Raw genomic sequence first — 24,177 nt, 5'->3', positions numbered from 1 at the left:
TTGCATGGTCAGGGCCGCGCTGAAATGGCGCGACGGGCAAGGTGACTAAACGCCTGGGGAGACAATCAAATCTACTGTCAGAATTGACAGTGACGACGAATGGCTAGGACGCAATGCCTAACCGACGTGCTCGCAACCGAGTATGAATCTCTTAACATCCACACTTTTTCTTACGCTTTTTTCACGATTTATTCACATGCACAGACGTAGGGTGAAGCCTCATCCGTTACAAACGTTGCACATCAAGCCCGCCGCCCCAGCGGGCTTTTTTTTGCCTGGGGTTTGGCCTCAGCGTGCGGCGTTGGCAACAGGCGCCGTTTGTTCGCGAATAGCCCGCTGGGTGTCCAGCACCTTGGCCAAGGCGGTTTGCGCTTCGGGGCTTTGTTGCGGCACGCGGATCGCCGCCGAGACCAGGGTGATCAGCTTGGCCATGACTTCGGCGTCGGTGGCCGGGCGGCCCAGGCTCATGGAGTTCATCAGCAGGCGCAGCTCGGTGCCGGCCATTACCCCGGAAATCGCCTTGAGGGCAAATTGCAGGCGCACCCCCAGCTCGTTGCGCGGCAGGTCCGGCAAGGCCAGGGCGAAGGCTTCGAAGAAGCGCTGGAACACCGGCTGGTAATGCACCTTGAGGTATTCCTGGATAAACGGCGACGTGTCGCTGTATACCCGGCCCAAAAAGCGGATGAACGAGCGCCCTTCCCCGCTTGACGGGTCGCTGCGCTCCAGGCCCATGGCCGGGGCGAACAGCACGCCCAGCAGCGTGTCGCAATCAAGCGGGCCGTCGGATTCGGCTTCGCAGCGCGCCAGCAGTTCCAGGCGCTGCTCGTTGAGCGGCTCCAGACGTTGCATCAGCAGGGTTTTCATCAGGGAATCCTTGTCCCCGAAGTGGTAGTTCACGGCGGCCAGGTTGACTTGGGCACGCTCGGTAATCTGCCGTAACAGCACCGCGTCATACCCGTATTTGATAAACAGAGCTTCTGTCGCATCCAGCAAGCGGGTCTTGGTAACGTTTGGAGCGCTGAGTTTCTTCGCGACCATAAGGGTTCCACGGCGGAAATATTGTTTTAAAAAATAATTTGATTTTTATACCGATGCAGCCCGTCGAAAGCAAGTAGTGACACTCCGCCATATCATCGAAAGCCTCGGCATACGGCGGTTTCGGGGATCGTCCGGGAGTTTTCCAGAGCGCCTTCAGCGCCATCAAAGAATCATTTCAAAGGGTAAAAACGCTCTACATCCATGGCTGGCGAAGCGCCGGGAACGCGGTTAGTATTCAAACAATATTTTAAAAACAAGAAATAAAACCAGTCCGAGACGCGTACCAGACAGCTCCCGAACTTGTTACAAGGCTTTACCGGGGGTATGACGGCAGCGTCGAGACTGCAGGCGTAGTCATGATGACCGATACCCGCGCGCACCCAGGCTTGATCTCCCTGCAAGGCATCGGCAAGCGCTATCAGCTCGCCGGGCAGGAATTGACCATTCTCAAGGATGTGTGCCTGTCCATCGCCAGCGGTGACAGCTGCGGCATCCTCGGCGCCTCCGGTTCCGGCAAAAGTACCCTGCTCAATATCCTCGGTTTGCTGGACCTGCCCAACGACGGCCACTACCACTTTGCCGGCCACGATATTTTCAACGCCAGCGCCGATGAACTGGCCGCCATTCGCAACCAGCAGATCGGTTTCGTGTTCCAGAGCTTCAACCTGCTGCCGCGCCTCAGCGCGCTGGATAACGTCGCCCTGCCCTTGAGCTATCGCGGCGTGTCGCGCCATGAGTCCGTGGAGCGGGCCCTGCGCATGCTCGAACAGGTCGGCCTGGCCGACCGCGCTCACCATCGCCCTGCCGACCTCTCCGGCGGCCAGCGCCAACGGGTGGCGATTGCCCGCGCCTTGGTCGGCAACCCCTCGGTGATCCTCGCCGACGAACCCACCGGCAACCTCGACAGCACCACCGCCCAAGACATCATGGACCTGTTGCTGGCCCTGAACCGCGAGCAACAGGTCACGCTGATTATCGTCACCCATGACCCGCACATCGCCGAACGCCTGGCGCGCAAGATCCTGGTGCGCAATGGCGTGGTGCACGAGGCGCATCGCCCATGAGCCTGCGGGTCGAACAAAGCCTCAGCCAACTGCTGCATGAAGCCTTTATCAGCCTGCGCACCTTGGGCAAGCGCTCGGTCCTGGCGTTGCTCGGCATCGTGATCGGCAGCTCCTCGGTGGTGGCGTTGATCAATATCGGGCACAACGCGGCGGTGGATGCCGCGATGATTTTCAAGGACATGGGCACCGACACGCTCATCGTCCAGTTCCCCCCCAAAGGCGGCGCCAACGTGCCGATGCGCAGCCGTCTCGACCTGCATGCGGTGCGCCAGGCGGTAGCGGGCATCGCGCATATCGGCGCCCTGACGCTGTTCAGCGGGCCCATCGTGTTCCATGGCCGCAGCGTCAATGCCAACTTTGTCGGCAGTACGCCCGACATCCAGCCAGCGATGCGCCTGGTGGTGCAACAGGGCCGCTTCCTGTCGAGCTTCGACACCCACGAAACCTATGGCGTGATCGGCGACCAGATCGCCCAGGCCCTCGGCGCACCGGGCGACCCAGTGCAACTGGGCGACCGCGTGCGCATCAACGATTACCTGTTCCTGATCGTGGGCATCCTGCACAACCAGCCCCGGGCGATGTTAATGCCGGTGCAGGCCAACGAGTCGCTGTTCATCCCCGCCGAAGGCATGCGCCGCATCTACGCCACCCCGCAGATCAGCAACGTGATCATTCGCGCCGCGCCCGGCCAAGACATGGAACGCATTGCCAAAGCCGCCGCCGCGGCCTTGCAACGCCAACTCACCGACCACGATGTCGACATCCAGGTGCCTCAGCAAATGATCGATGGCATGACCCGGCAAAGCCGCACGTTCGCCTATTTGCTGCTGGCCCTGGGCGCGATCTCGCTGGTGGGCGGCGGCGTGGGCGTGATGAACGTGATGCTGATGAACGTTTCGCAGCGGCGCCGCGAAATCGGCATCCGTATGGCCCTGGGCGCGCGTCGACGGGATATCCGCAACCTGTTCCTGATCGAAGCGGTGACCCTCACCGCCGTCGGCGCGTTGTGCGGCGCGGTACTCGGTATGACGGCGGCGTGGTTCTACGCCTGGCTGTCAGGCTGGGAATTCGCGCTGGCCGCGGCGGCCCTGCCCCTGGGAGTGGGCAGTACGTTGTGGGTGGGTTTGTTCTTCGGCATCTACCCCGCGGTCTCGGCCTCGCGGTTGCAACCGGTGGAGGCCCTGCGCGATGAATAAATGGCTGCTATTGCTGACGCTGATCAGCCTGCCCGGCATGGCCGCCGACGTGGTCATCCGGCCGTCGGCGCCCACTACCCCGCGCAGCGTATCGCTGAATGCGCAGGTCACCACCCTGACCCTGGGTGATGCGGTGTATCTGGGCCTGCGCAACAACCCGGCGATCCGCAGCGCGTACCTGCAACGGGTCGCGCAGAAGTTCGACCTGCGCGTGGCCGAAGACGTGTTCAACCCCAAGCTCACCCTCAACAGCTATTACCGCGGCACTCGCGGCTCCCAGGACAGCGCACGCAACGCCAACCTGGCGCCGTCCAGCAGTCTGCTCGGTGAGTACGGCACGCGCCTGAGCATGGCCTGGACCCAGCAGTTGAACAACGCCGACCGCGCCGGCCGCTATCGCAGCGACGGCCTGGACCTGGCAATTATCCAACCGCTGCTGCGCGGCGCTGGCTGGGACGCCACCACCGCGCCGCTGCGCCTGTCGCGCCTGTCGGAGCAGGCCAACCGCCTGAACCTCAAGGCCACGGTGGCGCAGACCATCAGCCAGATCATCGCCACCTATCGCGAATTGCTGCGCGCCCAGGAGCAACTGAGCATCGTGCAAGACGCCCTCGCGCGCTCCGGCACCCTGCTGGAAGTGAACCAGGCGCTGATCAGTGCCGGGCGCATGGCCGAGTTCGAAATCGTGCAGACCGAAGCCGACATCGCCACCCAGCAACTGGGCGTGGAGGAAGCCCAGAACCAACTGGACACCAATCGCCTGGCCCTGCTGCGCCTGCTGGCGCTGGACCTGTCCACGCCGATTCGCGCCACCGAAGCCCTGGAGGCCAAGCCCATGCAGATCGACAAGCGCCAAGCCTTCAACCTGGCGCAAACCCAGCAACCGGAATACCTCGCCGCCCTGCTCGGCAGCCAGCAGGCCGACCTCAACCTGGTGATCGCCAAGGACTCCGGGCGCTGGCAAGTCGACCTCGTCGCCGGCGCGAACCAGATTCGCGACGCCTACAACAACGACGCCGGCAGCAGTAACAACCGCACCTGGGACAGCTACGCCGGGGTGCAAGTGCAGATCCCCATCGGCGACATCAGCACCCGCCAGGCCGAAGTGCGTGCGCGGGTCAACGTCGAGGACCAGCAGATCCGCATCACCGATGCGCGCCAAGAGCTGGAGCGCAGCGTCAACGATGTGGTGCGCGACCTCGGCACGCGCTGGCGCCAGTATGAAATCTCCCAGCGCGCGGTGGAGTTGTCGCGCCGCAAAATCGAGATCGAACGGGAAAAACTCAGCGCCGGGCGCTCCACCAACTTCCAGGTGCTGAGTTTCGAGACCGACCTGCGCAACGCCGAAAATGCCCGGCTCAATGCCCTGATCGCTTATTTGAACGCCCAGACCCAGCTCGACCTGATGCTGGGCATGACGTTGGAAAGTTGGGAAATCGCCCTCAATGACTACTGATAAAAAACGCCTGTTGGGCGCTGTGCTGATCCTGCTGGTGGCCGGCGCGGCGCTGGCCCTGCGCAGCCCCGCGCAAGACCCGGCCGGCACCGCCGAGCAGTGGCTGGCAGTCAAGCCCGACGCGCTGGTGCACCAGATCGGCCTGGTGGGCAAGATCGAGCCCGACACCACTCTGGTCCTCACCGCGCCATTCGACGGCAATGTGCAGGCCAACCTGGTGGAGCAAGGTCAGCGGGTCGAAGCCGGCCAGGTGCTGCTGCGCATGGACCCTGCCACCCTGCAAATGCAACTGCGCGACGCCCTCGCCGCCCAGCTCAAGGCTCGGCGCACCGTGCAGGAAATGCAGGATTGGGACAGCAGCCCCGCCGTCAGCCGCGCCCGACGCAGCTTGCGCACCGCCGAAATGAGCGCCGGCAACACCCAGCGCAAGCTCACCGAAAGCGACAACCTGTTCAAGCGCGGCATCATCCCGCGCAATGAACTGGACGACCTCAAGCAACAGGCCCAACAGCAACAGCTGGACCTCGCCTCCGCACGCAGTGAACTGCAACAGGCCCTGGACCAGGGCAAGGGCGAATACCGCCAGATCGCCGACATGGAACTGACCAACGCCACGGTGAAATACGAGGCGCTGCGCACGTTGCTCGAAGGCCAGGACGTCAAGGCGCCGTTCTCCGGCATCGTGGTGCCCGCGCCCGGTAATAATTCAGCCCAGGGGGGCAACATTAACAACGCGCCCATCCAGGCCGGCAGTAAGGTCAGCCAGGGCCAGGTACTGTTTGGCCTGGCAAATATCGAACGGCTCAAAATCGTCGCCAAGGTCTCGGAACTGGACATCAACCAATTGCATCAGGGCCAGGCGGTGGAAGTGATGGGTGATGGTTTTGACGGCGAACGGCTGAGCGGTTCGGTGAGTGTGGTCAGTGGATTGGCGATGGCCAGTGACAGCCAGGGCAGCGCCCAGTTTCCGGTGACCCTGACGATCCCCCGGCTCACGCCCCAGCAGTTGCAGCGGGTGCGGCTGGGCATGAGCGCACGGTTGACCATCGTCACCTACAACAATGCCCAGGCGCTCGTCGTGCCGAGCCAGGCGATCCAAACGGGCATGACCGTGGAATATCGCGAGGCGATGGATAAACCGGTGGAACGGGTGAACGTGACGACAGGCCAATCGACGGCGCAAGGGGTCGAGGTATTCGGCCTCAAGCCCGGCCTGGTGAAAATCTTAAAATAAATGGAGTTCCGCTCTTCTGTGGGAGGGGGCTTGCTCCCTCCCACACTCAGTTTTCCGCCAGCCTCGAAGCCAGGGCTTTGGCCTGAAGCGCCACGTCCGTCACCGCGGTGCTCTCCCACCACATCCCGCGCAACGGCGGGCCCATGGCGAACAGTCTTTGGCTGGCCTGCCCCTGGGCGTCCAGCACCGCGCCCGACACGTGCGCCGCAATCCCCAACGCCAACGGCCCAGGCTGGATCAGGCCGCGCTTGAGCAATTGCCGGGGCAACGGCCGCGCCACGCGGCGCCAGTCGTATTCGATGCCGCTGGAGTTGATCAGCGCCGCGCCCGACACCTGGGTCAGCGCTGGCTCACCGCGATAGCGCAAACGGATCGTCACGCCCTCATCCGCAGGCGCCAGGCCCTTGAACGACGCCGCGCGAATGCGTAACCGCCCCTCGTCGTGCAACCGCGCCACCAACTGCGCACTCAACGGCGGCGAGCGGTGGTGATGGCTCTCCCACCACGGCCGCACATGCCGCACGAATTGGCGTTTCTCACGCTCGCCGGCCTGGCTCCACAGCCGGCCGATATGCGCGCGTACCGTGTCCAGCGGCGCCTGCCAGTCAATGCCTTGCGCCACTGCAATCCGGCATTGGCGCCGCACCTCTCGCAGCAACTGCCGAGGGCTGCGCAGGCTGTGGTCCTCGCCGAGAAAGTCCACCCAACTCGGCGGTTGGCGGCGCACATGGGGCAGCAGGCCATGGCGCGAAAACACCTCGATGGGCCCACGATGACCGGCCTGTTCCAGGGACACCACGGCATCGACCATGGTCAGCCCCGAGCCAATGATCAGCACCGTCGATTGCGGGTCGAGCTGGGCCATGGCCTGCACGTCCCAAGGGTCCACCGCCGCCGCGTTCAAACCGCTGGACTCGGTTTGTGGCGTGCGCGCCGCCGGGAACATGCCGGTGGCCAACACCGCAACGGCGCCGCGCAGTGACTGGCCGTTATCGAGGGTCAGCCGGGTTGAACCCGCGTCCACTTGCAGGTCGACCACTTCGGCCCTTACATGCGCCACCGTGGACGCCGACAGCGCCTTGGCCTCGGCCAGCCGCTGCTGCGCGTACAAGCCGAACAGCCCGCGCGGCGGGAACAGTTCGCTGATCGGTACGTGCTGTTGGTCCGACTCCGGCCAGCCACCGGCGCCGATGTGCTCGGTGAGCCACTGCGTCAGGTCGTCGGCATTGTCGGGGTCGACGCTCATGCGCGCCGCGTTGCCGTTCAGCGTGTGGCCCAGCTCGACCGCGCTGTAGGCCTCGCCCCGCCCCAATTCGGCACGCGGCTCGATCACCAGGATCCGACGCCGGCCAGGCAAGCGCAGCAGTTGCACGGCGAGCATCGTGCCGCTCAGGCCGCCGCCGATGATCAGCACATCAGCGTCGCGGGTGGATTCACTCATGCAGGTTCGCCCTTACTGTTTACCCAGATAAATATCATGCAAATCACCCCGTGCCAGCAGCTCAGCGGCGCTGCCGCTCAAGGCCACGCGCCCAGTATCCAGCACGTAACCGTGGGACGCATAGGTCAGCGCGACGTTGATGTTCTGCTCGGCGATCAGGAAGCTCACCTGCTGTTCACGGTTGAGCTGCGCGATGATCGCGAAGATCTCCTGCACGATCATAGGCGCCAAACCCATGGACGGCTCGTCGAGCAGTACCAAAGTAGGACGCGTCATCAACGCCCGGCCGATGGCGACCATCTGCTGCTCGCCGCCGGAGGTGAGCCCGGCGCGGGTGTGGCGCTTGGTCTTGAGCCTTGGGAACCAGGTGTAGATGCGCTCCAAGTCGTGCTCCATGTCCTTGCGGCTCAGGCGGCGCACAAAGCCGCCGCTGCGCAGGTTGTCTTCCACGCTCAGTTGGCCGAACACATGCCGCCCCTCCAGCACATGCACCATGCCCTCGCGCACGCGCTGGCTGGGGTCGATACCGGCCAGGTCGCGCCCGGCGTATTCAATCACACCCCGGCTGACCTCGGCGCGCTCGGCACGCACCAGCCCGGAGATGGCCTTGAGGGTAGTGCTCTTGCCGGCGCCGTTGGCACCGAGCAAGGCAACAATGGCGCCCTTGGGCACACTCAGCGACACCCCGGCCACCGCCAGGATTGCGCCGTCGTAAATCACTTCAATGTCGTTGACCGTCAGCAGCGACGGGCGCGCAGGCTCGGTGGCAGGCTGGCTCATGATTTATTCATCCCCAGTGCAGGTGCGTGGCGTCAGGCCTTTTTCCTTGGCGAACGCGGCCGACTTTTCATCGATCAACGGGCGCAGCAGTGCGCGGTCGGCGGCGATCCAGTCGCTGATCAGCGTCCACTGGGCGCCGTCCCACTGCTGCACCCGCGCCGAGCCGCCGCCTTCGTGGTCGCGGCACGACAGCTTGAGGTTCTGCATCAGGCCCAGGTAGCCCATGGCTTTAAGGCGTGCGTCGTCGATGTTCAGGTGTTCCAGGCCCCAGCGGCCTTCTTCGCCATTGAGTGGGCGCTTACCGAATTTGGCCTGCGCGGTGCGAATCGCCTCTACCGCTACGGCGGCATTCACCAGGCCGGAGTTGTAGTAGACACTGCCGAAGTTTTTCAGGTCCTTGAGGTCGCTGTGGCCCTTGTCGAGGATGGCTTGCTTGAGGCGCTGATGGATCTCGAAGTCGGCCCCGGCCGGGTACGGCGTGAGCGCCAGGTACCCCTTGGCGGCGGCACCGGCCGGCAGCACGTCCTCGCTGGAACTGGCCCAGATGTCGCCGATGATGTGGTCCACGGGGAAGCCGAAGCGCGCGGCGGTCTTCACCGCTACCGGCGTGGACACGCCCCAGGTACGCAGGAACACCCAGTCCGGGTTGGCCTGGCGGACCTGGCGCCATTGCGCCGATTGTTCGTTGCCGGGGTCGGCCACCGGGATCTGGATGTTCTCAAAGCCATACTTTTCGGCGAGCAATTTCAGTGGCCCGAGGGTTTCGCGACCGTAGGCCGAGTCGTGATAGACCGTGGCGATCTTCTTGCCCTTGAGCTTGTCGAAGCCGCCTTCGCGCTCGGCGATGTAATTGACCAGGCTCGACGCCTCGCTGTAGAAGGTCAGCATCACCGGGAAGTTGTAGGGGAACACCGTGCCGTCAGTGGCCTCGGTGCGCCCGTAGCCGAGGGTGATCAGCGGGATCTTGTCGACTTCGGCGCGCTCGCTCAGGGCATACGCCGCCGGCGCGCCGTTGGGTTGGTACACCGCGACCGGCGCGCCATCCAGGCCGTGCTTGAAGCGCTCATAGCATTCGATACCCTTCTCGGCCGTCCATTCGGTCTCGCATTCCTGCCACACCAGCTTGACGCCGTTGATGCCGCCTTCGACCTCGTTGATGTAGCGCAGGTAGTCGATCATCCCGGCCCATACCTGCACGCCACTGGAGGCATAGGCGCCCACGCGATAGGTGGCCAGGGGAATGAATTGCTGGTCCGGCGTCGCCATGGCCTGGGGCACGGCGCCGGCCAATGCGGCCAACGCAAAGGCGGCGCCGACCAGGGAACGTTTCAAGGATGCACGCATGGAAGTTCTCTTCTACAGGGGTTAGAAACGTAGCGGCCACTGCCGCAGCCGATCGCGAAGGGTATGCAACAGGCGAATCAAGCCCTCGGGCTCCTTGATCAGGAACACGATGATCAACACGCCAAAGATAATTTTCTGCAGGTTCTGCAACTGCCCCGCGTCCACCGAACCGCCGAACAATGCCTGCCCGGCGTGGCTGAGAAAGATCGGCAGCAAACTGATGAAGGCCGCGCCGACGAAGTTGCCGGCGATGCTGCCCATGCCGCCGATAATGATGATGAACAGGATCTGGAACGAGCGGTTGATATCGAAGCTGCCGGCACTGGCGGTGCCCAGGTAGGCGAAGGCCCACAGCGCGCCGGCGATGCCCAAGTAGAACGAACTGACCGCAAACGCCAGGCGCTTGTAGCGCACCACCGCAATGCCGACCACGGCGGCGGCGGTGTCCATGTCGCGGATCGCCATCCAGTTGCGCCCCACTTGGCTGCGCACCAGGTTGGTCGCGGTCCAGGTCAACAGCAGCACCGTGACCAGCGTCAGCAGGTAACGGCCCAGCGGCGTGTTGAGGTCATGGCCGAACAGCGCAAGCTTGGGCGCCGAAATCGTGCCGGACGAACCGTAGTTGTAGAACCAGGGGAATTTGACGAACAGCCACTCCAGGAAAAACTGCGCGGCCAGGGTGGTGACCATCAGGTAGAAGCCCTTGATCCGCGAACTGGGCAGGCCGAACAGCAAGCCCACCCCTGCGCTGATAATCCCACCGCCCAGCAGCGCCACCGGCAGGCCCAGCTCGGGCAGGCGCAGCAGAAAGCCGTAGGTGGCAAATGCGCCAACCGCCATGAAGCCGGCGGCGCCCACCGAGGTCTGCCCGGTGTAGCCGGTCAGCAGGTTCAAGCCCAACCCGGCCAGGGACAGCACCAGAAACGGAATCAGGATCGCATTGAGCCAATAGTCATTGCCCCACAGCGGCACCACGCCAAAAGCCAGGGCCAGCAGGCCGAGCAGGCCCCAGGGCAGGCGTCGTTGCATCAGCAGTAACGGCGCGGTGTCTTGCGCAACAGGAATCGACATGGTTTCAGACTCGCTCGATGGCGCGCTCGCCGAACAGGCCGGCGGGACGCATATACAGGAAGGCCAGCGCCAATACATAGGCGAACCACGGCGTGATGCCGCCGCCGATCAGCGGGCCGATATACACCTCGGCGAGGTTCTCGGCGGCGCCGACGATCAGCCCGCCGACCATCGCCCCGCCAATCGAGGTAAAGCCGCCGATGATCAACACCGGCAACGCCTTGAGCACCACCAGCGACAGCGAGAACTGCACGCCCTGGCGCGCGCCCCATAGCAGCCCCGCCACCAGGCCGACGACGCCGGCCACTGCCCAGACGATCTGCCAGATGCGGTTGAGGTTGATGCCGATGGACAGCGCCGCCGTGGTGTCATCGGCTACCGCCCGCAACGACACGCCGATGCGGGTCTTGTTGAACAGCAACGCCAGCACCGTCACCAGCACCACGGCGGTGGCGGCGGCGATCAGGTCAAACTGGCTGAGCATCAGCGGCCCGACAAACAGCGGCACGTCGTCGATGCCCAGGTCCAGTGCGCGCACTTGGGAGCCCATCAAGCCCTGGGCCAGGCCCTCGATGATGAACGACAGGCCCAGGGTCGCCATGAACAGGGTGATCTGCGAACGGTTCACCAGCGGGCGCAGCACCAGGCGCTCGATGAGCAACGCGCCGACGATCATCACCAGCACCGTCAGCAGCAGCGCCACGGCGAACGGAACGCCCTGCTCGTGCAGGCTGACGAAGGTCAGCGCGGCAAACAGCAACATCGCGCCCTGGGCGAAATTGAACACGCCGCTGGCCTTGTAGATCAGCACGAAGCCGATGGCGACCAGCGAGTACAGGGTGCCGGCCAGCAAACCGCCGAGCAGGGTTTCGAAGAAGAACGACATCAGCGCACCGCTCCCAGATACGCCGCGATCACCTCGGGGTGCGCCTGCACCTCGGCCGGCGTGCCGTCGCCGACCTTGCGCCCATAGTCGAGCACCACCACATGGTCAGACAGGCCCATCACCACGCCCATGTCGTGTTCGATCAACACCACCGTGGTGCCCAGGTCTCGGTTCACGTCGGCGACGAAGCGTGCCATGTCCTGTTTCTCTTCGGCGTTCATGCCGGCCATGGGTTCGTCAAGCAGCAACAGGCTGGGCCCGGCAATCAGTGCGCGGCCCAACTCCACGCGCTTTTGCAGGCCGTAGGACAGGTTGCCCACCAGCACATCGCGATGGGCTTGCAGCTCAAGAAATTCCAGGATGTGTTGGCCGCGCCGGCGAAATGCTTCGGCTTCGCGGCGTGCACGGGGCAAGCCCAGGGCCTGTTCGAGAAAGCCGGCGCGCATATGCCGCGACAGCCCGGTAAGGAGGTTGTCGAGCACGCTCATCTTCTTGAACAGTGCGTTGTTCTGGAAGGTGCGCCCAATGCCTCGGCGGGCGGCGCCCAAGGGGTCGATGCGATGGAAGTGTTGTTGCTCAAAGACGATCTCGCCGGCATCGAAACGGTACACGCCGTTGAGCACATTGAGCAGCGAGCTTTTGCCCGCGCCGTTAGGGCCGATCAACGCGCAGATCTCGCCGCGTTGTACCTCGAACGACAGCGCATTGATGGCCTTGACCCCTTTGAACGACAGCGAAATGTCCCGCACCTGGAGAATGGCCTGGCTCATGCGATGTCCCGTTTGAATTCGGCCAGCCACGTCGGCTCATTACCGGCTTTGAGGGGTTGCCAGATAGAGGCCAGGCGTTGAAAGCCCAGCAGTGTGCGCACGCGGTTTTTCAGCAACCGGCGCAGGCCGCCTTGCGGGTGGGCGATGGCCCAGTCGCAGAGGCGGCGCCGCCAACTGCCGACGGGAGCCAGGCGGCTTTCGATCTCATCGGCCAGGTGCTGCAAACGCTCGGGCGACAGCACCAGGCCGGTGGGCGCCACTTCGCTGCGATCGCGTCGCGCCGAGGCCAGGTTTTCCGGAAACGCCAGGCCATGACCGCTGTGCAGCCATTGCTCCAGCACCACGCCAAGGCCGTCTGGCCAGCCGGTGCCTTCTTCGCTCCACAGCACGGTTTCGCCCGTTGGTTGCCACCAACGCTGCAGGTGTTGCGCCGGATCGACCGGGCCGAGCAACTGAGCGAAGTCCAAGCGCTGGGTGAATGCCCAATCGCGCAGGCGACCTTGAACGTAGGCATGACTGGGGTGAATACGCCACAGTTGCTGCTCCAGGGCCTGCGGCTCGAGGTTATCGGCCAGCGTCAGCACCTGCGCGCCGACGGACTGGGCCGCCAATGCCAGCAACAGCAGGTTCGGCTCAAAGGCGCCACTGAGCACCAGGCGTGAGTGTTGATCGAAACCGTGCTGGCGCAAACCATCGGCCAGGCGTTCGACGTCGCGCAAGGCGTCGATCCAGCGCCAGGCGTACCACTGGCCCTGGCGCTTGTGGCGCAGGGCGATGTGCAACGGCGTAAGTTGCGCCCAGCGGCGCAGGTGCTCCAGAAGGGCCTTGGGGTCGTGCACGCTCATAGGGGGTGGTTCCTATTGGGGTGGTCAAGCGTGCGGTGGTCCGCTGGCTGGGATATTTGGATCGACACGGGACAAATGTGGGAGGGGGCTTGCCCCCGATGGCAGTGTGTCAGACACCTATCAATTGCTGACCCACTGCTATCGGGGGCAAGCCCCCTCCCACATTGGAATTTCGTGCACCAGACAGATCGCGGTAGCTGGCGCCGGGGTGGTTTGGACCCAACCTTGCGCCCTCGCCGAACAACTTCTCGCGCAGGGTGCCCTGGGCGTATTCGGTCTTGTATACGCCACGCTTTTGCAACTCCGGCACCAGCCACTCCACGGCGTCGATAAAGGTCTCGTGGGTCAGTGCATAGGCCAAGTTGAAGCCGTCCACGTCGGTGTCTTCCACCCATTCCTGCAACAGGTCGGCGACGGTTTGCGGGCCGCCGACAAACAAGGGCCCAAACCCGCCGATGCCCACCCAGTCAGCCAGTTCATTGGGCGTCCAGACCTTGTTCGGATCAGCCGTGGAGAACGCCTCCACCGCCGATTGAATCGCGTTGGTGTGGACATGTTTGAGCGGCTCGTCGGGCTTGAACTGGCTGAAGTCGATACCGGTCCAGCCGGAAATCAGCGCCATCGCGCCTTCGTAGCTGACGTAGGATTTGTACTCGTCGAACTTGGCTTTGGCCTTGGCATCCGTTTCGTCGACGATCACCGTCTGCAGGTTGAAGATCAGGATCTTCTTCGGATCGCGCCCCGCTTGAGCGGCACGGCAACGAATATCGGCCACGGTTTTTTTCAGCAATACCTTCGACGGCGCGGCAACGAACACGCATTCGGCCTGCTCGGCGGCGAACTGTTTGCCACGGCTGGAGGCGCCGGCCTGGTACAGCACCGGCGTGCGCTGCGGCGACGGCTCGCACAGGTGAATGCCGGGCACCTGGAAGTGTTTGCCGACGTGGCGGATCTCATGGATTTTGCTCGGGTCGCTGAAGATCCGACGCTCCCGATCACGCAGCACCGCGCCCTCCTCCCAACTGCCTTCCCAGAGCTTGTAGCAAACCTCGAGGTATTCCTCGGCGTAGTCATAACGTGCATCGTGTTCGGTCTGGGCCTTCTGGCCGAGGTTCTTGGCGCCGCTTTCCAGGTAGGAGGTGACGATGTTCCAGCCGATGCGGCCCTTGGTCAGGTGATCGAGCGTCGACAGCCGGCGCGCGAAGGGGTACGGATGCTCGAAGGACAGCGACGCGGTGAGGCCAAAACCCAGGTGCTGGGTGACCAGCGCCATCGGTGCGATCAGCGACAGCGGGTCGTTGACCGGCACTTGGGTGGCCTGGCGAATCGCCGCGTCACCGTTGCCGTGGTACACGTCGTAAATGCCCAGCACGTCGGCGATAAACAGGCCATCGAACTTGCCACGCTCGAGGATTTTCGCCAGATCGGTCCAGTACTCCAGGTCCTTGTACTGCCACGAGCGGTCACGCGGATGCGCCCACAGGCCTGGCGACTGGTGGCCGACGCAGTTCATGTCGAAGGCGTTCAAGCGGATTTGGCGGGCCATCAAAGCACTCCGTTGAGGTGGTAGTTGCCGACGATCTGGTATTTGCGCCGCAAGGGGTCATCCAGGGTCGACGGCAGCGCGGTGCGTTGGCCGGTCAATTCGAATTCGGCGTTGCTGGCGGCAATCAGGGCCTCGGCCGCGGCGATCTGCGCTTCGGTGGCGGCCACCGGGCTGGGGTGGCTGTCGGCGCGCTCAAGCAAGGCGGCGGCCACGTCGACACGGATCTGCAAGTCGCCGAAGCGGCTGATCACGTAGGGGTCGTCACTTTTTTGGACGTGAAGACGGGTGCTGTCGAGCAGTTGGCGGGCGAGTGTCAGTGCGGTCATGGGGCAGGCTCCTCAATTCCAGGCGTGGCGCGCAGGCTTCACGCCGTTGAGCACGAAGTTACCGATCAGGTGGTATTTCCAGCGGGCCGGATCATGCAGGGTGTGGGTGCGCGCGTTGCGCCAGAAGCGGTCGAGGTTGTGCTTGGCGGTCACCGAGCGGGTGCCGGCCAGTTCGAAGAGTTTGCTGCTGGCGAGCAAGGCGGTTTCGGCCGACAGCACCTTGGCCTGGGCCACCACCAGAGAGGCGTGGGCCACGCTGTCTTCATTCGGCTCGGCCAGCGCCTGGTCGACCGCGATGCCGGCCTTGGCGAGGATGGCTTCGGTGCCGTGAACGCGCCATTGCAGGTCGCCGATGGCGGCGATTGTGAATGGGTCCTGCCAGCCGTGGTCCAGCTGGCTGTCGATCCAGGGCCGGGCCTGGCGGGCATGGATCTTGGCCTGTTCCAGCGCGCCAAGGGCGATGCCGGTATCGACGGCGGCCTGGATGATTTGTGAAATCGGGCCGTCGGCGGTGGGTTTATCGAACGCTAGATGCGCAGGGATCACCGCGCTCAACGGTACGTTCACGCCATCGAGGGTCACGCCACCACTGGCGGTGGTGCGCTGGCCGAAGCCGTCCCAGTTGTCGATCACGCTCAGCCCCGGCGCGTCGCGTTCGACGAAACCAATAAACGCCTGGCCCTGCTCGTTATTGCCTGCGGTGGGCACGATATGGGCGAACAGCGCGCCGGTGCAGTAAAACTTTTCACCATTGATTTGCGCGGTGTCGCCGTTGAACCGGATCTGCGTGTCGAAGGTACCGGCGTTTTTGCTCTTGGCTTCGGAGAACGCATTGCCGAAGCGGTAACCCGCCAAGACCTTGCCGAAGTAATAGCGCTTTTGTTCCTCGGTACCGGTTTGCAGCAGGAGGTCCACCACCCCCAGATGGTTCTGCGGGATTTGCCCCAGGGACGGGTCGGCCGCGGAAATCCGTTTGATCACCTCGGCCACCGTCACATAGGACACCCCGGCACCGCCGTAGGCCTTGGGCACCGTGATACCCCACAGGCCGCTGCCGGAAAATTCGTCAAGTTCGGCCACCGGCAGGCGCCGGTCGCGGTCGCGCGCGCTGGCTTCGACGGCAAAGCGTTCGGCCAGGCGCGTGGCGACTTCAATGGCCTCCGCGTCCGAGCGGATGATATGGGCAGGGTGTTGAGGGTGGGCTGACATGGGCCGACTCCAGGCTCCGAGGGAATACCGGAGTGATTGCAGGAGTCGTGCCTGAACTTAATCTTCAATAAAATCAGCAGGTTGCTGGCAAATCGGCGCCGCAGAGCGCGACTCAAACCAGCAAATTGCACATCCACTGTTGCCTGGCGGACAGTTAGATCACCACGTTGCGAACGAAGCTCACGGCCACGTCGCCGTCATTGCGATAGCCATGGACCTGGCGGCTGGCAAACATGAAAAACTCACCGGCAGCGACCTGTTTGTCTTCTTCGCCAACGCGCAAGGTCAGGCAGCCTTCAAACACAAACACCTGCACGCTCCAGCCTTCGGGGTCGGGTTCGGGGCTGTAGCGATCGCCGGGCTCCAGGCGCATCTCCCATAGCTCGACTTCGCGCCGCGCAGTGGCCTTGGCCAGTAATACGGCTTTGCTGCCGGGAATGTCGCCGGCCCAGGCGAGTTCGTTGATGCGGCTGTGGTCGCCCGCATCCGGGGCCTGGATCAGGTCGCTGAAGGCCACTTCCAGTGCTTCGGCCACGCGGTCGAGGGTGGACAGGCTGACGTTCTTCTCGCCGGCCTCGATGGCCACCAGCATGCGCCGGCTGACCCCGGACTTTTCCGACAGCGCGGTCTGGCTGAGGTCGGCGGCGTGGCGCAGACGACGGACGTTCTGGCTGACGTGTTGCAGGACCGAGGCCCGGTGTGGATTTTCTTTGTGCACTATATTGCTCAATGGGTGGGTGTGCGCAGTATACTGCCCAGCGTGCGGCGCATTGTGCGGTCCGTGCCTTTCCCTTGCAAGACCAGAGCCGCCATGACCGCCCCGACCTCCCCTTCGCGTTTCAATCGTTTCAGCAAAGCCGAATGCATCCTGGTGTTTATCACCATGATCTGGGGCGGCACCTTTTTGCTGGTGCAGCACGCCATGACCGTCAGCGGGCCGATGTTCTTCGTGGGCCTGCGCTTTGCGGCGGCGGCGATTGTGGTGGGCTTCTTTTCCCTGCGCACCCTGCGTGACCTGAGCCTGTTCGAACTGAAGGCCGGGGTGTTTATCGGCGTGGCGATCATGTTCGGCTACGGCCTGCAGACCATCGGCCTGCAAACCATTTTGAGCAGCCAGTCGGCGTTCATCACCGCGCTGTACGTGCCGTTCGTGCCGTTGCTGCAATGGCTGGTGCTGGGGCGTCGTCCGGGCTTGATGCCCAGTATCGGCATCATGCTGGCGTTTGCCGGGTTGATGCTGTTGACCGGCCCGGCGGGGGCGTCGCTGAATTTCAGCGCGGGTGAGATCGCGACCTTGATCGGCGCCATCGCGATTGCCGCGGAAATCATCCTGATCAGCGCATTTGCCGGGCAGGTGGATGTACGTCGCGTCACCGTGGTGCAACTGGCCACGGCATCGCTGCTGTCGTTCCTGATGGTCGTGCCGATGGGCGAGGTATTGCCGGGGTTCTCCTGGTTGCTGCTGTTCAGCGCGGTGGGCCTGGGCTTGACCAGCGCGGTGATCCAGGTCGCGATGAACTGGGCGCAGCAGAGCGTTTCGCCCACGCGAGCCACGTTGATTTATGCCGGTGAGCCGGTATGGGCCGGCGTGATCGGGCGGCTCGCCGGCGAGCGCTTCCCGCCGATAGCGATGCTGGGGGCGGTGTTGATTGTGCTGGCGGTAATTGTGAGTGAGATGAAGACGCGCGGGCAGAAGGCGGTTGAACTTCAAGCGGAGGTAGAACACGAACAACAAGGATAAGACCCGGCCTTCACCACAGGTAACGGTGCGGGGCTGAAACAATGCTTATTCGGAATTTTCGATCTACCTTGTAGGATCCTGCCACATCTTGCCGTTTGGTGATCACGAAAGCGGCACGTATGATGCATCCCAAACTCCCGCAGATTAGAAGCCTATGTCCCTGATAGTTCTACTGCTTCTGCCTTTTATCGGCAGCTGTCTGGCGGCCTTGCTGCCGCACAACGCACGTAACACCGAATCCCTGTTGGCCGGCCTGGTGGCCTTGGTCGGGACTGTTCAAGTTGCCCTGCTCTACCCCCAGGTCGCCTATGGCGGCGTGATCCGCGAAGAATTCATGTGGTTGCCCAGCCTGGGGCTGAACATCGTGCTGCGCATGGATGGCTTCGCCTGGTTGTTCTCGATGCTGGTGCTGGGCATCGGCACGCTGGTGTCGCTGTATGCGCGCTACTACATGTCGCCGGAAGACCCGGTGCCGCGGTTCTTCGCGTTCTTCCTGGCGTTTATGGGCGCCATGCTCGGGCTGGTGATCTCCGGCAATCTGGTGCAGATCGTGTTCTTTTGGGAACTGACCAGCCTGTTCTCGTTCCTGCTGATCGGCTACTGGCACCACCGCGCCGATGCACGACGCGGCGCCTATATGGCGTTGATGGTCACCGGCGCGGGCGGCTTGTGCCTGTTGGCGGGGGTGATGCTGCTGGGGCATATCGTCGGCAGCTATGACCTGGACCAGGTGCTGGCGGCGGGCGATCAGATTCGCGCGCACTCGCTGTACCCGGTGATGCTGACCCTGGTGCTGATCGGCGCGTTGAGCAAGAGCGCGCAGTTCCCGTTCCACTTCTGGCTGCCCCACGCCATGGCGGCGCCGACACCGGTTTCCGCTTACCTGCATTCGGCGACGATGGTGAAGGCCGGCGTGTTCCTGCTGGCCCGCCTGTGGCCATCGCTGTCGGGCAGCGAAGAATGGTTCTGGATCGTCGGCGGTGCCGGCGCCCTCACCCTCCTCCTCGGCGCTTACTGCGCCATGTTTCAAAACGATCTCAAAGGCCTGCTGGCCTACTCCACCATCAGCCACCTCGGGCTGATCACCTTGCTGCTGGGGCTCAACAGCCCGCTGGCCGCCGTCGCGGCAGTGTTCCATATCCTCAACCACGCCACCTTCAAGGCCTCGCTGTTCATGGCGGCGGGCATCATCGACCACGAAAGCGGCACGCGGGACATCCGCAAGCTCAGCGGCCTGGTGCGGCTGATCCCGTTTACCGCGACCCTGGCGATGGTGGCCAGCGCCTCCATGGCCGGCGTGCCGTTGCTCAATGGTTTCCTGTCCAAAGAGATGTTCTTCGCCGAAACGGTGTTTATCTCGGCGACAAAATGGGTGGAAATCGCCCTGCCGGTGATTGCGACCATCGCCGGCACATTCAGCGTGGCCTATGCCCTGCGCTTTACCGTCGATGTGTTCTTCGGCCCGCCCGCCACCGATTTGCCGCACACGCCCCACGAACCACCACGCTGGATGCGCGCGCCGGTTGAGCTGCTGGTATTGACCTGCCTGTTGGTGGGGATCTTCCCGGCCCAGATGGTCGGTTCGATCCTCGCCGCCGCCGCGTTGCCGGTGGTGGGCAGTGTGCTGCCGCAGTACAGCCTGGCGATCTGGCATGGCTGGAACGCGCCGATGATCATGAGCCTGGTGGCCATGACCGGCGGCGTGGTGCTCTACCTGATGCTGCGCAAGCAACTCAAGCGCGGTCGCTTCAAATACCCGCCGGTCATCAGCTACTTCAACGGCAAGCGCGGTTTCGAACGCTGCCTGGTGGTGATGATGCGCGGGGTACGCAAGATCGAAAAACGCATCAGCACCAAGCGCCTGCAAACGCAGTTGTTCCTGCTGGTGATCGTCGCGGTGATAGGCGCCATGATCCCGCTGCTGCACAGTGGCCTCACCTGGGGCGAGCGGCCGAAGATCCCCGGTTCCGTCGTGTTCGTAACCTTGTGGCTGCTGGCGATTGCCTGTGCCCTGGGCGCCGCCTGGCAAGCCAAGTATCACCGGCTCGCGGCCCTGACCATGGTCAGCGTGTGCGGCCTGATGACCTGCGTGACCTTCGTGTGGTTCTCGGCGCCGGACCTGGCGCTGACCCAATTGGTCGTCGAAGTCGTCACCACGGTGCTGATCCTGCTCGGCCTGCGCTGGTTGCCACGGCGGATCGAAGATGTCTCGCCACTGCCCAGTTCGTTGCGCAAGGCCCGTGTCCGTCGCCTGCGTGACTTCTTGTTGTCCACCGTGGTCGGTGGCGGCATGGCGCTGCTGTCCTACGCGATGCTGACGCGCCAGACGCCCAACGACATTTCCTCGTTCTACTTGAGCCGTGCCCTGCCCGAAGGCGGCGGCAGCAATGTAGTGAACGTGATGCTGGTGGACTTCCGGGGCTTCGACACCCTGGGCGAAATCACCGTGCTCGGCGCCGTGGCGCTGACCGTCTACGCGCTGCTGCGCCGCTTCCGCCCTTCGAAGGAAAGCATGCAACTGCCCGCGCAACAGCGCCAACTGGCGCCGGACGTGGCCACCGACCTGGTCAACCCGCGCCAGGCCAGCGACACCGCCCTGGGCTTCATGATGGTGCCGGCGGTATTGGTGCGCCTGCTGCTGCCGATTGCGCTGGTGGTGTCGTTCTACCTGTTCATGCGCGGCCACAACCAACCGGGCGGCGGATTCGTCGCAGGCTTGGTGATGTCGGTGGCGTTCATTCTGCAATACATGGTCGCCGGTACGCAGTGGGTCGAAGCGCAGATGCGCCTGCGGCCGATGCGCTGGATGGGCTTCGGGCTGCTGTCGGCGACCCTCACCGGGCTCGGCGCGCTGTTTGTCGGCTACCCGTTCCTCACCACCCATACCTGGCATGTGAGCCTGCCGCTGCTGGGCGATATCCATGTGGCCAGTGCGTTGTTTTTCGACGTTGGGGTGTACGCCATGGTGGTTGGTTCCACCCTGCTGATGCTCACCGCCCTCGGCCACCAATCGGTGCGCGCGCACAAACCGAGCAACCAGCCCCAACCCGTTGCCGCAACAGAAGGAGCCGCCTGATGGAAGAAGTCATCGCGATTGCCATTGGGGTCCTGGCGGCCTCCGGTGTGTGGTTGATCCTGCGCCCGCGAACGTTCCAGGTGGTGATGGGCCTGTGCCTGTTGTCGTATGGGGTCAACCTGTTCATTTTCAGCATGGGCAGCCTGTTTATCGGCAAGGAGCCGATCATCAAGGACGGTGTGCCGCAGGACCTGCTCAACTACACCGATCCGCTGCCTCAGGCACTGGTACTCACGGCCATCGTCATCAGCTTCGCCATGACCGCATTGTTCCTGGTGGTGCTGCTGGCCTCCCGAGGCCTGACCGGCACCGACCACGTGGATGGCCGGGAGCCCAAGGAATGAATGGGGTCAATCAACTGATCGTCGCGCCGATCCTGCTGCCGTTGCTGACCGCCGGGCTGATGCTGATGCTCGGCGAGAAGCGCCGCCCGCTCAAGGCGCGCATCAATCTGTTCTCCAGCCTGATCGGCCTGGGCATTGCCGTGTTGCTGCTGTACTGGACGCAACAAGACGGCCCCGGCTCGATTGGCGTGTACCTGCCGGGCAACTGGCAAGTGCCGTTCGGCATCGTGCTGGTGGTGGACCCGCTGTCGGCGCTGATGCTGGTGCTCACCGGGATCATCGGCGTGAGCGCGCTGCTGTTCGCCATGGCCCGCTGGGACCGTGCCGGCACCAGCTTCCATGCCCTGTTCCAGGTTCAGATGATGGGCCTGTATGGCGCCTTTCTCACCGCCGACCTGTTCAACCTGTTCGTGTTCTTCGAAGTGCTGCTGGCGGCGTCCTACGGTTTGATGCTGCACGGTTCCGGCCGCGCGCGCGTATCGGCGGGGCTGCATTACATCGCGATCAACCTGCTGGCGTCGTCATTGTTCCTGATTGGCGCGGCGATGATCTACGGCGTGACCGGCACGCTGAACTTCGCCGACCTGGCGCTGAAGATTCCGTTGGTGCCCGAAGCTGACCGTGGCCTGCTGCATGCGGGTGCGGCGATCCTGGCGACGGCGTTCCTGGCCAAGGCCGGCATGTGGCCGCTGAATTTCTGGCTGGCGCCCGCCTACTCCTCGGCCAGCGCGCCGGTGGCGGCGATGTTTGCGATCATGACCAAGGTCGGCGTGTACACCGTGCTGCGTTTGTGGACCCTGCTGTTTTCCGGCCAGGCCGGCGCATCGGCGCTGTTTGGCGGCGACTGGCTGGTGTATGGCGGCATGGCGACCATCGTCTGCGCGGCGCTGGCCATGCTGGCGGCGCAGCGGCTGGAACGCATGGCGAGCCTGAGCATTCTGGTATCGGCCGGGATCCTGCTGTCGTCGGTGGGCTTTGCCCAGCCGAGCCTCACCGCCGGGGCGCTGTTCTATCTGGTCAGCTCCACCTTGGCGCTGAGCGCACTGTTCCTGCTGGCGGAATTGATCGAGCGGTCGCGCTCGGCCAATGACCTGCCGCTGGATGAAGAAATCGATGCGCTGCCCAAGGCCATGGAGTCGCTGCATCCACGGCCAGGCGTGAATCTGGATGACGAACAGAAAGCCGTGGTCGGCCAGGTCATTCCCTGGACCATGGCCTTCCTGGGCTTGAGTTTTATCGCCTGTGCGCTGCTGATCATCGGCATGCCGCCGTTGTCCGGGTTTATCGGCAAGCTCAGCCTCTTAAGTGCGCTGGTCAACCCGCTGGGCCTGGGCAATGCCGTGGATGAGCCGATTCGCCCGGCGGCCTGGGGCCTGGTGGCGCTGCTGATTCTGTCCGGGCTGGCTTCATTGATCGCCTTTGCGCGCTTGGGCATCCAACGCTTCTGGACCCCCGAAGAGCGCCCTTCGCCGCTGTTGCGGCGCTATGAGTGCCTGCCGATCTTCCTGCTGCTGGGCCTGAGCATTGCGCTGACCTTCAAGGCTGAACCCCTGCTGCACTACACGTTGGCCACCGCCCAGAGCTTGAACAACCCGGAGCGCTACGTGATGGCCGTGATGGCCACGCGCCCGGTGCCTAGCCCTGAAGCCAAGGCCGCCGCACGGGAGGTACAGCCATGAAACGCCTGCTCCCTGCCCCGTGGTTATCGCTGGCCTTGTGCATACTGTGGCTGCTGCTGAACCTGTCGGTCAGCCCCGGCAACCTGCTATTGGGCGCACTGCTGGGCGTTCTTGCGCCGTGGATGATGGCACCGCTGCGCCCGCAACCGATAAGCCTGCGCCGTCCCGGCGTGATCCTGCGCCTGTTTCTGCTGGTGGGCCGCGACGTGATTGTCTCCAACCTGCAAGTGGCGTGGCGCGTCCTGACCTGCGGCTCACGCCCGCCACACTCGCGCTTCATCAAGATCCCCCTGGATCTGCGCAGCCCCAACGGCCTCGCCGCGCTGTCGATGATCACCACGGTGATTCCCGGCACCATCTGGTCGGAGCTGGCCCTGGACCGCAGCCTCCTGCTGTTGCATGTCTTCGACCTGCACGATGAAGCGCCGTTTATCGAACACTTCAAAGCCACCTATGAACGGCCCCTGATGGAGATCTTCGAATGAGCGCCCTGCTCGCCAATGCGATCCTGTTCAGCCTGTTTTTGTTCTCGCTGGCCATGGTGCTGACCCTGGTGCGCCTGTTCAAAGGCCCCTCGGCCCAGGACCGGGTCCTGGCGCTGGACTACCTGTATATCCTGGCGATGCTGATGATGCTGGTGCTGGGCATCCGGTACGCCAGTGATACCTACTTTGAAGCGGCGCTGTTGATCGCGCTGTTCGGCTTCGTCGGCTCGTTTGCCCTGGCCAAATTCCTGCTGCGTGGGGAGGTGATTGAATGATGCCGTTATGGGTGGAAATCCTCGTGGCTGTGCTGCTGGTATTAAGCAGTGTGTTCGCGCTGATCGGAGCAATTGGCTTGCTGCGCATGAAGGACTTCTTCCAGCGCATGCACCCGCCGGCGCTGGCCTCGACGCTGGGTGCATGGTGTGTGGCGTTGGCGTCGATCATCTATTTTTCGGTACTCAAGTCCGGGCCGGTGTTGCACGGTTGGTTGATCCCGATTCTGCTGTCGATCACCGTGCCGGTGACTACCCTTTTGCTGGCGCGTACGGCGCTGTTTCGCAAACGCATGGCCGGTGACGATGTGCCCGCCGAGGTCAGCAGTCGCCGAGCTGAACGCTCCAAATCAGCCTAGCGACGCCATCAGCCC

23 protein-coding genes are annotated in these 24,177 nt (G+C 63.7%); 11 read left to right on the top strand and 12 right to left on the bottom strand.

Translation table 11 applies throughout. The features are described from left to right. Window positions 1-288 precede the first annotated feature (288 nt). Entirely contained in the window at window positions 289-1,038 is a 750-nt protein-coding gene (locus tag AB4N98_RS23185; RefSeq protein WP_017527160.1) for a TetR/AcrR family transcriptional regulator, read from the bottom strand. Between the two features lie 356 nt (window positions 1,039-1,394). Between AB4N98_RS23185 and AB4N98_RS23180 the strand changes: the two genes are divergently transcribed. Genes AB4N98_RS23180 through AB4N98_RS23165 form a run of 4 tightly spaced genes read left to right on the top strand, consistent with a single transcriptional unit; the run spans window position 1,395 to window position 5,988 of the window. Continuing rightward, on the top strand, window positions 1,395-2,102 hold the full coding sequence (locus tag AB4N98_RS23180) for an ABC transporter ATP-binding protein (RefSeq protein WP_017527159.1): 708 nt from the start codon (window positions 1,395-1,397) through the stop codon (window positions 2,100-2,102). Next, window positions 2,099-3,298 carry an ABC transporter permease gene (locus AB4N98_RS23175; protein WP_017527158.1) on the top strand — a complete coding sequence of 400 codons (1,200 nt, stop codon included), beginning with the start codon at window positions 2,099-2,101 and terminating at the stop codon, window positions 3,296-3,298. The genes AB4N98_RS23180 and AB4N98_RS23175 overlap by 4 nt, the downstream gene beginning before the upstream one ends. Continuing rightward, window positions 3,291-4,754 carry a TolC family protein gene (locus AB4N98_RS23170; protein ID WP_460148939.1) on the top strand — a complete coding sequence of 488 codons (1,464 nt, stop codon included), beginning with the start codon at window positions 3,291-3,293 and terminating at the stop codon, window positions 4,752-4,754. Before AB4N98_RS23175 ends, AB4N98_RS23170 begins: the two co-directional genes overlap by 8 nt. Further along, on the top strand, window positions 4,744-5,988 hold the full coding sequence (locus tag AB4N98_RS23165; protein WP_017527156.1) for an efflux RND transporter periplasmic adaptor subunit: 1,245 nt from the start codon (window positions 4,744-4,746) through the stop codon (window positions 5,986-5,988). Before AB4N98_RS23170 ends, AB4N98_RS23165 begins: the two co-directional genes overlap by 11 nt. A 46-nt stretch (window positions 5,989-6,034) precedes the next feature. On the opposite strand, the gene AB4N98_RS23160 is transcribed toward AB4N98_RS23165, so the two are convergent. The 11 genes from AB4N98_RS23160 to AB4N98_RS23110 form a co-directional block, all read right to left on the bottom strand. Beyond that, window positions 6,035-7,429, bottom strand: a complete 1,395-nt coding sequence (locus tag AB4N98_RS23160; protein ID WP_017527155.1) for an FAD/NAD(P)-binding protein — start codon at window positions 7,427-7,429, stop codon at window positions 6,035-6,037. Window positions 7,430-7,441: 12 nt separating this feature from the next. Continuing rightward, window positions 7,442-8,209 (bottom strand): ABC transporter ATP-binding protein, encoded by a 768-nt coding sequence (locus AB4N98_RS23155; protein ID WP_017527154.1) that lies wholly within the window; start codon window positions 8,207-8,209, stop codon window positions 7,442-7,444. Between the two features lie 3 nt (window positions 8,210-8,212). Next, window positions 8,213-9,553: an ABC transporter substrate-binding protein gene (locus AB4N98_RS23150; RefSeq protein WP_017527153.1), complete on the bottom strand. Its 1,341-nt coding sequence runs from the start codon at window positions 9,551-9,553 to the stop codon at window positions 8,213-8,215. Between the two features lie 21 nt (window positions 9,554-9,574). Then, window positions 9,575-10,624: a branched-chain amino acid ABC transporter permease gene (locus tag AB4N98_RS23145; RefSeq protein WP_017527152.1), complete on the bottom strand. Its 1,050-nt coding sequence runs from the start codon at window positions 10,622-10,624 to the stop codon at window positions 9,575-9,577. A 4-nt stretch (window positions 10,625-10,628) separates the two neighbouring features. Next, a complete protein-coding gene (locus AB4N98_RS23140) occupies window positions 10,629-11,510 on the bottom strand; it encodes a branched-chain amino acid ABC transporter permease (protein ID WP_017527151.1) in 882 nt (293 codons plus the stop codon). Beyond that, entirely contained in the window at window positions 11,510-12,280 is a 771-nt protein-coding gene (locus AB4N98_RS23135) for an ABC transporter ATP-binding protein (RefSeq protein WP_017527150.1), read from the bottom strand. Before AB4N98_RS23135 ends, AB4N98_RS23140 begins: the two co-directional genes overlap by 1 nt. Beyond that, window positions 12,277-13,125 carry an AMP-binding protein gene (locus AB4N98_RS23130; RefSeq protein WP_065877453.1) on the bottom strand — a complete coding sequence of 283 codons (849 nt, stop codon included), beginning with the start codon at window positions 13,123-13,125 and terminating at the stop codon, window positions 12,277-12,279. Before AB4N98_RS23130 ends, AB4N98_RS23135 begins: the two co-directional genes overlap by 4 nt. Window positions 13,126-13,234: 109 nt before the next feature. After that, complete coding sequence (locus AB4N98_RS23125) at window positions 13,235-14,671, bottom strand: LLM class flavin-dependent oxidoreductase (protein WP_460148938.1); 1,437 nt, start codon at window positions 14,669-14,671, stop codon at window positions 13,235-13,237. Then, window positions 14,671-14,997: an acyl-CoA dehydrogenase gene (locus AB4N98_RS23120; RefSeq protein ID WP_065877455.1), complete on the bottom strand. Its 327-nt coding sequence runs from the start codon at window positions 14,995-14,997 to the stop codon at window positions 14,671-14,673. Before AB4N98_RS23120 ends, AB4N98_RS23125 begins: the two co-directional genes overlap by 1 nt. Window positions 14,998-15,009: 12 nt before the next feature. Beyond that, on the bottom strand, window positions 15,010-16,206 hold the full coding sequence (locus AB4N98_RS23115; protein ID WP_065877456.1) for an SfnB family sulfur acquisition oxidoreductase: 1,197 nt from the start codon (window positions 16,204-16,206) through the stop codon (window positions 15,010-15,012). Between the two features lie 154 nt (window positions 16,207-16,360). Further along, window positions 16,361-16,924 (bottom strand): helix-turn-helix domain-containing protein, encoded by a 564-nt coding sequence (locus AB4N98_RS23110; RefSeq protein WP_460148937.1) that lies wholly within the window; start codon window positions 16,922-16,924, stop codon window positions 16,361-16,363. Between the two features lie 93 nt (window positions 16,925-17,017). On the opposite strand from AB4N98_RS23110, the gene AB4N98_RS23105 reads away from it, so the two are divergent. The 7 genes from AB4N98_RS23105 to AB4N98_RS23075 all read left to right on the top strand — a co-directional run bounded on the left by AB4N98_RS23105 (window position 17,018) and on the right by AB4N98_RS23075 (window position 24,162). After that, window positions 17,018-17,947, top strand: coding sequence for a DMT family transporter (locus AB4N98_RS23105; protein ID WP_116077834.1), 930 nt, complete (start codon window positions 17,018-17,020; stop codon window positions 17,945-17,947). A 154-nt stretch (window positions 17,948-18,101) separates the two neighbouring features. Beyond that, window positions 18,102-21,023, top strand: a complete 2,922-nt coding sequence (locus tag AB4N98_RS23100; RefSeq protein WP_368949358.1) for a monovalent cation/H+ antiporter subunit A — start codon at window positions 18,102-18,104, stop codon at window positions 21,021-21,023. Continuing rightward, entirely contained in the window at window positions 21,023-21,367 is a 345-nt protein-coding gene (locus AB4N98_RS23095) for a Na+/H+ antiporter subunit C (RefSeq protein WP_003192163.1), read from the top strand. The genes AB4N98_RS23100 and AB4N98_RS23095 overlap by 1 nt, the downstream gene beginning before the upstream one ends. Then, window positions 21,364-23,046, top strand: a complete 1,683-nt coding sequence (locus AB4N98_RS23090; protein ID WP_065877461.1) for a monovalent cation/H+ antiporter subunit D — start codon at window positions 21,364-21,366, stop codon at window positions 23,044-23,046. Before AB4N98_RS23095 ends, AB4N98_RS23090 begins: the two co-directional genes overlap by 4 nt. Further along, complete coding sequence (locus tag AB4N98_RS23085) at window positions 23,043-23,531, top strand: Na+/H+ antiporter subunit E (protein ID WP_017527141.1); 489 nt, start codon at window positions 23,043-23,045, stop codon at window positions 23,529-23,531. The genes AB4N98_RS23090 and AB4N98_RS23085 overlap by 4 nt, the downstream gene beginning before the upstream one ends. Next, window positions 23,528-23,806 (top strand): K+/H+ antiporter subunit F, encoded by a 279-nt coding sequence (locus AB4N98_RS23080; RefSeq protein WP_017527140.1) that lies wholly within the window; start codon window positions 23,528-23,530, stop codon window positions 23,804-23,806. Before AB4N98_RS23085 ends, AB4N98_RS23080 begins: the two co-directional genes overlap by 4 nt. Then, on the top strand, window positions 23,803-24,162 hold the full coding sequence (locus AB4N98_RS23075) for a Na+/H+ antiporter subunit G (protein ID WP_017527139.1): 360 nt from the start codon (window positions 23,803-23,805) through the stop codon (window positions 24,160-24,162). The genes AB4N98_RS23080 and AB4N98_RS23075 overlap by 4 nt, the downstream gene beginning before the upstream one ends. The last annotated feature ends 15 nt before the right edge of the window (window positions 24,163-24,177 follow it).

The sequence above is a fragment of the Pseudomonas sp. S3_E10 genome (assembly GCF_054667615.1).
Note: the sequence above shows the minus strand (reverse complement) of the source record. Positions and strands in the feature narration are given on the sequence as shown.

Coding starts and splice junctions, on each gene's coding strand:
- AB4N98_RS23170 (WP_460148939.1), top strand. CDS start 3,291: ATGAATAAATGGCTGCTATTGCTGACGCTGATCAGCCTGCCCGGCATG.
- AB4N98_RS23185 (WP_017527160.1), bottom strand. CDS start 1,038: ATGGTCGCGAAGAAACTCAGCGCTCCAAACGTTACCAAGACCCGCTTG.
- AB4N98_RS23100 (WP_368949358.1), top strand. CDS start 18,102: ATGTCCCTGATAGTTCTACTGCTTCTGCCTTTTATCGGCAGCTGTCTG.
- AB4N98_RS23150 (WP_017527153.1), bottom strand. CDS start 9,553: ATGCGTGCATCCTTGAAACGTTCCCTGGTCGGCGCCGCCTTTGCGTTG.
- AB4N98_RS23155 (WP_017527154.1), bottom strand. CDS start 8,209: ATGAGCCAGCCTGCCACCGAGCCTGCGCGCCCGTCGCTGCTGACGGTC.
- AB4N98_RS23175 (WP_017527158.1), top strand. CDS start 2,099: ATGAGCCTGCGGGTCGAACAAAGCCTCAGCCAACTGCTGCATGAAGCC.
- AB4N98_RS23140 (WP_017527151.1), bottom strand. CDS start 11,510: ATGTCGTTCTTCTTCGAAACCCTGCTCGGCGGTTTGCTGGCCGGCACC.
- AB4N98_RS23105 (WP_116077834.1), top strand. CDS start 17,018: ATGACCGCCCCGACCTCCCCTTCGCGTTTCAATCGTTTCAGCAAAGCC.
- AB4N98_RS23145 (WP_017527152.1), bottom strand. CDS start 10,624: ATGTCGATTCCTGTTGCGCAAGACACCGCGCCGTTACTGCTGATGCAA.
- AB4N98_RS23085 (WP_017527141.1), top strand. CDS start 23,043: ATGAAACGCCTGCTCCCTGCCCCGTGGTTATCGCTGGCCTTGTGCATA.
- AB4N98_RS23180 (WP_017527159.1), top strand. CDS start 1,395: ATGATGACCGATACCCGCGCGCACCCAGGCTTGATCTCCCTGCAAGGC.
- AB4N98_RS23160 (WP_017527155.1), bottom strand. CDS start 7,429: ATGAGTGAATCCACCCGCGACGCTGATGTGCTGATCATCGGCGGCGGC.
- AB4N98_RS23115 (WP_065877456.1), bottom strand. CDS start 16,206: ATGTCAGCCCACCCTCAACACCCTGCCCATATCATCCGCTCGGACGCG.
- AB4N98_RS23080 (WP_017527140.1), top strand. CDS start 23,528: ATGAGCGCCCTGCTCGCCAATGCGATCCTGTTCAGCCTGTTTTTGTTC.
- AB4N98_RS23090 (WP_065877461.1), top strand. CDS start 21,364: ATGAATGGGGTCAATCAACTGATCGTCGCGCCGATCCTGCTGCCGTTG.
- AB4N98_RS23075 (WP_017527139.1), top strand. CDS start 23,803: ATGATGCCGTTATGGGTGGAAATCCTCGTGGCTGTGCTGCTGGTATTA.
- AB4N98_RS23165 (WP_017527156.1), top strand. CDS start 4,744: ATGACTACTGATAAAAAACGCCTGTTGGGCGCTGTGCTGATCCTGCTG.
- AB4N98_RS23125 (WP_460148938.1), bottom strand. CDS start 14,671: ATGGCCCGCCAAATCCGCTTGAACGCCTTCGACATGAACTGCGTCGGC.
- AB4N98_RS23130 (WP_065877453.1), bottom strand. CDS start 13,125: ATGAGCGTGCACGACCCCAAGGCCCTTCTGGAGCACCTGCGCCGCTGG.
- AB4N98_RS23135 (WP_017527150.1), bottom strand. CDS start 12,280: ATGAGCCAGGCCATTCTCCAGGTGCGGGACATTTCGCTGTCGTTCAAA.
- AB4N98_RS23095 (WP_003192163.1), top strand. CDS start 21,023: ATGGAAGAAGTCATCGCGATTGCCATTGGGGTCCTGGCGGCCTCCGGT.
- AB4N98_RS23120 (WP_065877455.1), bottom strand. CDS start 14,997: ATGACCGCACTGACACTCGCCCGCCAACTGCTCGACAGCACCCGTCTT.